Here is an 8,377-nt window from a genome sequence, read left to right as displayed (position 1 = left end):
AAAACAGGGCATGGCAAAAAACAACAACAAACAAAAACCACCAAACACACTATTGAGTTCTCAAACAACACACCCGCACGGCCGCGCCACTAGTCCGCGGCTTTGAAGCCGCGTACTCGTAGTGCGGACGCTCAGGAACCCACCGAAGTGGGATTTCCCTCTGGGAGTCGCCGCGCTCTTCGGGCTTGGCCCGTGTCGCAGCGACGAGTCCATAAGTTACGTGAGGGAAAAGTAGGAGTCAAATGGCCTGATAGAAGGGGTTTTTCAGCTCGATACCCGTCGCGCGCACCGGAGTGCGTTGACTCCTACCGAGGGGTTCAACGCTTCTCGACCCGTTGTTGTTCCCGCGGCGATCGAGCCCTCAAGCGACCCGCTCGATGCCGGCGATGTTGCGCTTACCGCGGCGCAGCACGAGCCAGCGGTCGTGCAGGAAATCCGTGGGCTGCGGCACCCAATCCTCGCTTTCGACCCGGGCGTTGTTGACGTAGACGCCGCCCTCGGCGACGGTGCGCCTGGCCGCACCCTTGCTCGGCGAGAGCCCACTGGTCACGAGCAGATCGACGATGGTGTCGGGGCCACCGGGCTTGAGTTGGGCGACGGCGGCCTCGCGCAACGCTGCGCCGAGTGTCGGCTCGTCGAGCTCTGCAAGTTCGGCCCGGCCGAACAGGGCCTGGCTCGCGTGCTCGACGGACTGCGTGGCAGCCTCGCCGTGCACCAACGTCGTGAGTTCGCGGGCCAGGCGTCGCTGCGCGGCACGTTCGTGGGCGCGCTCGGCGGTCGCCAGTTCCAGCTCGGCCACCTCGTCTGGCGAAAGAAAGGTGAACCATCGCAGATACCGGACGACGTCCGCGTCAGCGGTGTTGACGAAGTACTGGTACCAGGCGTACGGGCTCGTCATGTCCGGGTCCAGCCACAGGCTGCCGCCGCCGGTCGATTTACCGAACTTCTTGCCCTCGGAGTCGGTCACCAACGGGGTGGTCAGCGCGTGCACCGTGGCGCCGTCCTTCTGGCGGACCAGTCGGACGCCGGCGATGATGTTGCCCCACTGGTCGGAACCACCGATCTGCAGCGAGCAGTCGTACCGCCGGTGCAGCTCCACATAGTCGTTGGCCTGCAGCAACATGTAGCTGAACTCGGTGTAGGAGATGCCCTCGCCCTCGAGGCGGCGCCGGACGGTGTCGCGGTCGAGCATGACGTTGACAGAGAAGTACTTGCCGACGTCGCGCAGGAACTCGATCGCCGACAGAGGCCCGGTCCACGAGAGGTTGTTCTCGATGATGGCCCCGGTCGGGGAGTTGTCGAACTCGACGAAGCGCTCGAGCTGCCCGCGGATACGGTCCGCCCACTCCGCCACGGTGTCGGCGGTGTGCAGCGTGCGCTCCCCGGCGTCACGCGGGTCGCCGATCATGCCGGTCGCACCGCCTGCGAGAACGATGGGCCGATGGCCTGCCTGCTGGAAGCGACGCAGCGTCAGCAGCGGGATGAGATGACCCGCATGCAGGCTCGGGGCGGTCGGGTCGAAGCCCGAGTAGACGGTGACGGGCCCGGCCGCAAGAGCCTCGGCCAGCGCGTCACGGTCGGTGGATTGCGCGATCAGCCCGCGCCGCTCCAATTCGTCGAGGATCGACGTACCCATGCGTGCGATCTTTCCGTACTAGTCGCTTTCCCCGGGAGCCGGTGCCCGTGGGCTCCGCCGGTACGCCGACACCTCGGGCCGGCCTGCCAGCCAGAATCGCCACGGGCGGTCGGCGGCCTTGCTCACGCCGACGCGCGGGCCCTCGGCCGCGACGTGCCGTTCCCCGAGCGTCAACTGGACCGGGCTGTTCGGGTCGAAGATGTCGATCCCATTGTCTTCCATGGTGATTCCCAATGCCGAGCACAGGTTGCCCGGCCCTCGTGCCAGTGCGGCGGGGCGGACCGACTCGCCGCGACGGGCATGCGCGGCGCTCAGACCGGCTTCGATGGCGGCCGCCCGCAGCAGCACGGCGCCCGCCACGCCGTCCGTCGCACAGACGACGTTCGCGCAGACATGGATGCCGTGGCTGCGATAGGTGTAGAGCCGCCCCGGCGGCCCGAACATCACGCGGTTACGCGGTCCGGGGCCCCGGTACGAGTGGGCCGCGGCGTCGGGCCACGGTCCATCCGGTGGCCCGCCGTACGCCTCGACCTCGACGATCATCGCGCTGACGCCACGCGCGGTGAGGTCGGCGCCGAGCAGCCGATGAGCGGCGGTCAACGGGTCGACCGACAACAGTTCAGCGGTCACCGTCGACCAGGCCCTTCGGATTCATCGAGGTGATCCTACGGAGACCCTTGACACGGCGTGACCACCCGAGGATATTTCACCGCATGATGACTTCATCAAAAGATGAATTCCTTGGCGCACGTGTCACCCCCGCCGTCGAGATGGAGAATCTGCGGGTCATCCGCGGTAATCGCGTGGCCGTCGATGACGTCACGGTGGCGATTGCCCCCGGCACGATCACGGGCCTGCTGGGACCATCCGGCTGCGGTAAGACAACGCTGATGCGAAGCATCGTCGGTACCCAGATCATCAGTTCCGGAACAGTGGTGGTGCTCGGGAAACCGGCGGGGTCGGCCAGCCTACGTCACCGCGTCGGCTACGTCACCCAGGACCCCACGATCTACGACGACCTACGGGTCATCGACAATGTCCGCTACTTCGCCGCCCTGTACGGCGCCGGCGCCGACTCCGCCGATGAGGCCGTGACCGCCGTCGGGCTCGACGACCACCGAACAGCGTTGGGCGCCAACCTTTCCGGAGGTCAGCGCACCCGGGTTTCGCTGGCGTGTGCGTTGGTGTCGCACCCCGAGGTGCTGGTGCTCGACGAACCCACCGTGGGGCTCGATCCCGTCCTCCGCGTGGAGCTGTGGGCCCATTTTCAGAGCCTCGCTACGCAAGGCACAACGCTTGTGGTCTCCAGCCATGTCATGGACGAGGCCGATCACTGCGGCGACCTGCTGCTCATGCGTGAAGGTCGAGTGCTCGCCCACACCACGCCCTCGAAACTACGAGAGGACACGCGATGTCAGTCACTGGAGGAAGCGTTTCTGTCCGTCATCAGGCACAGCACCGCGGCCGGAGCCGGCTGAGCGCCCAGGCCTATCTGGCCACCACCAACCGCATCCTGCGCCAACTGGCGGCCGATCACCGCAGCGTGGCGATGATCCTCGTCGTGCCGAGCGTGGTCATCACGCTGATGTACTTCATGTTTCAGAATCTTCCGCACCCGCCCGGCACCCCGAGCCCATTCAACACGGCCTGCCTGATCATGCTCGGGCTGTTCCCGCTGGTGGTGATGTTCCTGATCACGTCGATAACGATGCAGCGGGAACGGGTTTCGGGCACGTTGGAGCGAATTCTGACCACTCCCCTGCGCCGACTCGACCTGCTGGCGGCGTACGGCACCGCGTTCTCGCTGGCAGCCGCGGCCCAGGCGACGATCGCGTGCGTCGTGTCGTACGCCTTCCTCGGCCTGCACACCGAAGGCAGCCCCGTGTGGGTCTTCGCGATCGCGATCGTCAACGCCGTCCTCGGCGTCGGGTTGGGGCTGCTGTGTAGCGCGTTCGCGCGCACGGAGTTTCAGGCCGTCCAATTCATGCCCGTGGTGATCGTCCCCCAACTTCTGCTGTGCGGGATCATTGTGCCGCGCGCCATGCTGCCGGAGTGGCTTCAGTGGATCAGCAACGTGATGCCGGCAAGCTACGCTCTGGAGGCGCTGCAACAAGTGGGGGCATACGCCGAGCCGACATTCACCGTGGTGCGCGACGTCGCGGTGGTCGTCGGCTTCGCGGTCGTCTCGCTCTGTCTGGCGGCGGCCACGCTACGACGAAGGACACCGTAATAACGTTGACCACCAACGCCGAACGCAAGCGCCCGGGACGGCCACCCGGTCCGTCAGACACCCGTGAACGGATATTGAACAGTGCACGGGAGTTGTTCGCGCGCAACGGTATCGACAAGACATCGATACGTGCGATCGCCGCCGCTGCGGGCGTCGACCCGGCGCTGGTACACCACTATTTCGGAACCAAGACCCAGCTGTTCGCCGCGGCCATCCACATTCCGATCGATCCCATGCAGGTCATCGGCCCGCTACAGCGGGTTCCCGTCGAGGAGATCGGCCGCACCCTGCCGTCCCTTCTGCTGCCGCTGTGGGATTCGGAGCTGGGGAAAGGTTTCATCGCAACCCTGCGGTCGATCATCGCCGGCAACGACTCCTCGTTGGTGCGGTCGTTTCTGCAGGAGGTGATCGCCAGAGAAGTCGGTTCGCGTGTCGACGATCCCCCGGGCAGTGGACCGGTCCGCGTGCAGTTCGTCGCCTCGCAGCTGGTGGGCGTGGTGATGGCCCGCTACATCCTCGAACTCGAACCGTTCAAATCTCTGCCGGTGGACCAGGTCGTCGAAACCATCGCTCCGAACCTGCAGCGCTACCTCACCGGGGAGCTACCCGGCTTCACCTGAGGAGCGGTCGAGCATCTGCTGATGTGCGGCGTCGTCGGTGATGTCGACGGCCTCGTCGATCAGCAGCACGGGGATCCCGTCATCGATGCGGTACGCACGGCGAAGCCGGGGGTTGTAGAGGAATTCGTCGCCGATGAGCAGCAGGGGTCCGCGGTCTTGCGGGCAGACCAGGATGTCGAGCAGTTTCTCGTCGAGGGCCACGGTGATCAGCCGGCCGGAACCGGCATGGCCGGCGCCTGCGTGACGGGGATGCCGGCAATGGAGCCTCCGCTGGCGGCAGCCTGCTGTGCGGCGCGCGCCTGCATCTTGCGCTGGTGGGTGATCGTTTCCTTGAGCGCTTCGACGAGCGGCGTCTGATTCGGCCGGTCCTCGAGGGCTTCCTTGAGTGCGGCGGCGTTCGCGTTGGACGGGCGGAAGCCCAGCTTGCGCAGCTTGACCGCGTCGTCGATCAGCACGGAGACCTGACCGCCGCCGTCGCCTTGCCGGTACTCCTCGTGGATCATCTGGAGCACCTGGTCGGCGTTGACCCTGGGCGCGGTCTCCTCGGACCTGTTGCAGTCGTCACCGGTGCACGGCGTCTTCGGGCCGTCGGCTTGCGGCTCAGGTGCCTCGGACTGAACGCTCGGCTCGGCCGGCTGCGCCATCGCCGCCGGGCCTGCGACACCGGTCAGCAGACCGACCGTCAACACGCCTCCGGCCGCACCGCCGATGACGAGGCGACGCCAGATGTCGCGTTGGCTAGCGGTTCGCGATGTCATCAATCCTCCAGCTCGGTGGCGCGGCGGCCGGACCGCCGACTCGCCGCAAGGCGGAGCCTAACAGCGCTCGGCTCCGGCGGCAGGTCGTCGTGAGGTCCCAGCTACTGGCCTTCGGCCAGTTCGGCGCGGACCGCCACGGTCAACCGCTTGTACCGCTTGGTATCGGGGTCGAGGTACCACGCGTTACGAGACGGCTTCGGAACGCCCTCGGCCCGCAGTGGGCTGACCAGCGGCCGGTAGGACGCGCTGAGCGCCATTCTCGGTACCACGTGGACGATGTCGGGCGGCTCACCCACCGCCAGGTTGGCGAGTGCCTCGGACAGGTCGGCGGACGGAATGCTGCCGCCGGGGCGCAGCTCCAGAGCGGTGATGGCGAGCTGCCGTCCGTTGGCGTGCACCCCGTAGGTGACCGAGAGGTCGACCGCCCCCAGGCAGCCGACGGCATCGTTGACCGTCGACGCGTAGACGCAGCCACGGTCGGTGCTGATGACGAGTCCGCGGCTGTCGACGAGCCAGTAATCGCCGTCGTCGTCGCGGCGGAACAGGTACTCGGTGGACACCCAGGTGTCGGCCGGTGCGAACACCCCTCGCTTGATCGGGGCGGTCGGGTCGACCGGACCGCGCGGTCGTGCGAGCAGCACACCGACCTCGTTGGTCTCGGCGTGGCGGACGAAGCCATGTTCGTCCTCCAGGATCAGGTCCTCGCCTGGGTCGTAGGCCGCCAGCGCCAGTTCCCGGCTGCCCGGGAGCGGCCGGCCCTTGCTGCCGATCTTGGCACCGGACACGTTGGCCAGCACGGCTTGTCCATCCGTGGTCGCGAAGAACTCGACGACGTGCGCGGGTTCGAAGATCTCGACCACACGCTTCCACAGCCCGGTCGGCATGCCCGACCCGATGAACAGCCGCACCGGGTGGCTGCCGTGCAGCGCGAACGACGGGTCGTCGATGACGTCGCGCAGCATCGCCCACGTGTAGCTGACGACGGTGACCCCGTACTGGCGAAGTTCGTTGAGAAACCGGTCGGGCCGCAGGCTGCGCGACAGCGCGATCCGCGAGCCGCCGACGGTGGCACCGCCGATCGCCACCAGCAGCCCCGACTGGTGGTGCAGCGGCGTCAGGCAGTAGACCGTGTCGCTGCGGCTGAGGTTGGCCGCCGACGCGGTGCCGAATGCCGAGATCGCCCATCGTGCGTTGGTGATCTGCCGGGCGACCAGGTCGCCACCGATCGAGCTGAACCCTATGAAGGCGAGGTCGCGGGCCAGACCGGGATTCGGCCGGTACCACCCCGGCAGGTCCACCGCGTCCGGGTCGATCTTCTCCATGTCGATGACGTCGCTGTCCTCGGGCACGTCGAGGTCGCGGGCCTCACCGCCACCGAGCACCAGCACACGCATATCGAGTCGCCGGGCGGCCTCGAGATTGCTGGGGTCGGCGATGATGTCCGACACCGAGCCGAGCCGGGCGGCGGTGGGCAGGTCGGCGTCGGGCGGCATCAGCACTGCGACCGCGCCCAGTCGCGAGAGCGCGGCGATCGCCACCAGCGCGCTGGGCCGGGTCTCCATCAGGACGCCGACGCGCGTGCCTTGGCGTACCCCGACCTCGATGAGGCCGCGAACGACGTTGTTGATGCGCCGGTCCACGGCTTCGTAGGTGTGAACTCGACCGTCGAACAGCAGGCAGTCACCGCGCGGGAAGTCGCGAGCCTGTTCGGACATGATGCGGCCGAACGAGATGCGGGTGTGCTCGTTGATCTGGCCGAGCCGGGCTAGGCGCGGAAGCGTGCGCGCCGTCTCGACAGCCAGGGCTCTGGCCGATTTGTTGGCGCTCACCACCGCGTCGGCCGCCGAGCGCGCGAGGGTCCATGCCATCTCCGTGGCCGCGGCGGTGCCGTGCGCAAGGCGCGAGCTGAGCGAGACGCCGGTCTCGTTGGGTTCGGCTGGCTGCAGCGCCATCGGGTTGACGCCTTCGGGCCGTTCACCGGTGCCGTCGAGCCATTTGACCCACTGCGCCACGGCCGGCCACGTCTGGCTGGATGCCTTCGATCCGACGACGAGCCCGAAATGGCCTGCGCGGATGAGGAATTCGTAGACATCGGCCTTCGGAGCGGCACGCTTGATGCCGCGCACCGACGCCGGCTGGCCGATGTCGTCGACCTCGCCCACGACGGCCAGGACCGGACATTCGATATCCGACAACGTGACCAGGTCGCCATGAATCGAGAAGCCGCCGCTCATCATCCGGTTGTGCGCGATGAACTGTTTCAGTAACTCCGCGATCGCGGGCCCCGACCACGCGATCCAGCCATCGGAGGCCAGGAACCGGCGTTGTTGCTCGCGGGGCAACAGGGCTTCGCGATCGTGCAACTGACGCAGGAAGTCGATGCGCGACTGGGCGGTCTTGATCGGGTCGAGCATCTGAAAGCCGGTGCGGGCCAGCCAACCCGGGATGTCGATCCGGCTGAACACATGGTCGGCCATGAAATCCGCGGCCGCAGGTGCCACGCTGGCCGGCAGGTTCATCGGCAGGGCGGCCAGGGTGTCGACCGGCGAACCGAACGCGATGATGCTCGCGAGATCCTTCGACCGTCGGTAGGCGGCGACCTGGTAGGCGAACATCCCGCCCTGCGAGTAGCCGGCGAGGTGCACGTCGCGCCCGGTGACCTCCTTGACGGTGTCGATGGCCTCGCTGAGCGCGACGACGTGGTCGGCCAGCGTGCGTTCCATGCCGCCTTCGACCTTGTCGGGCGAGCCGAAGTCGATGACCCACGGGTCGATGCCCGCGTTGTGCAGGATGCCCACGGCGCCGTCATCGCGGGTGACGTCCCACATGTCGGCCGACATCATCATCGGATGCACCATCAGCACCGGTGGGCCCGGTTGCTTTGCCCCCGGCCTCGTGTCGGGCGGGAAGTAGCGTCGCAGACGGTACATCGGGACGCTCTGGATGATCTGGAACGGCGAGGGTACGGCGCCGGTCTCCAGACCGCCGTAGCGCAGCACTTCCAGCCCGTTCTGCGCGGTCGCCACCAGGCGTCCGACCGGCTTGGTTATCGCCGACAGATCCACAGCGCACGCTCCCATTCCGGCCGAGATGAAAACCCCCGAATTGGCCGACGTCATCATGGCACAGGGGC

Annotated in this window: 8 protein-coding genes; 3 read left to right on the top strand and 5 right to left on the bottom strand. The window is 67.2% G+C overall.

From position 1 onward, the window contains the following. Positions 1-361: 361 nt before the first annotated feature. Together tyrS and AU197_RS24700 are read right to left on the bottom strand one after the other, a co-directional pair. Positions 362-1,636: a tyrosine--tRNA ligase gene (tyrS, locus tag AU197_RS24705; protein WP_064406374.1), complete on the bottom strand. Its 1,275-nt coding sequence runs from the start codon at positions 1,634-1,636 to the stop codon at positions 362-364. Positions 1,637-1,654: 18 nt separating this feature from the next. Continuing rightward, positions 1,655-2,266: a DNA-3-methyladenine glycosylase gene (locus AU197_RS24700; protein WP_064406371.1), complete on the bottom strand. Its 612-nt coding sequence runs from the start codon at positions 2,264-2,266 to the stop codon at positions 1,655-1,657. Between the two features lie 83 nt (positions 2,267-2,349). On the opposite strand from AU197_RS24700, the gene AU197_RS24695 reads away from it, so the two are divergent. From AU197_RS24695 to AU197_RS24685, 3 genes are read left to right on the top strand one after another with little or no spacing between them, the layout of a single operon-like run. Then, on the top strand, positions 2,350-3,114 hold the full coding sequence (locus AU197_RS24695; protein WP_064406369.1) for an ABC transporter ATP-binding protein: 765 nt from the start codon (positions 2,350-2,352) through the stop codon (positions 3,112-3,114). Next, on the top strand, positions 3,048-3,866 hold the full coding sequence (locus AU197_RS24690; RefSeq protein ID WP_082696837.1) for an ABC transporter permease: 819 nt from the start codon (positions 3,048-3,050) through the stop codon (positions 3,864-3,866). The genes AU197_RS24695 and AU197_RS24690 overlap by 67 nt, the downstream gene beginning before the upstream one ends. A 5-nt stretch (positions 3,867-3,871) precedes the next feature. After that, positions 3,872-4,486, top strand: a complete 615-nt coding sequence (locus AU197_RS24685) for a TetR/AcrR family transcriptional regulator (RefSeq protein WP_064406365.1) — start codon at positions 3,872-3,874, stop codon at positions 4,484-4,486. Here AU197_RS24685 and AU197_RS24680 read toward each other — a convergent pair. From AU197_RS24680 to AU197_RS24670, 3 genes are all read right to left on the bottom strand, one after another. Then, entirely contained in the window at positions 4,469-4,693 is a 225-nt protein-coding gene (locus AU197_RS24680; protein WP_197415652.1) for a Trm112 family protein, read from the bottom strand. The genes AU197_RS24685 and AU197_RS24680 overlap by 18 nt on opposite strands. Next, positions 4,693-5,244 carry a hypothetical protein gene (locus tag AU197_RS24675; RefSeq protein ID WP_064406362.1) on the bottom strand — a complete coding sequence of 184 codons (552 nt, stop codon included), beginning with the start codon at positions 5,242-5,244 and terminating at the stop codon, positions 4,693-4,695. The genes AU197_RS24680 and AU197_RS24675 overlap by 1 nt, the downstream gene beginning before the upstream one ends. Before the next feature lie 101 nt (positions 5,245-5,345). Further along, a complete protein-coding gene (locus AU197_RS24670; RefSeq protein ID WP_231745181.1) occupies positions 5,346-8,363 on the bottom strand; it encodes an acyl-CoA synthetase in 3,018 nt (1,005 codons plus the stop codon). Positions 8,364-8,377 lie beyond the last annotated feature (14 nt).

Origin of the sequence: Mycobacterium sp. IS-1590 (assembly GCF_001500025.1) — a bacterium.
In the GTDB taxonomy this organism is placed as follows: Bacteria; Actinomycetota; Actinomycetes; order Mycobacteriales; family Mycobacteriaceae; genus Mycobacterium.
This window is presented reverse-complemented; position numbering and strand designations above follow the sequence as displayed.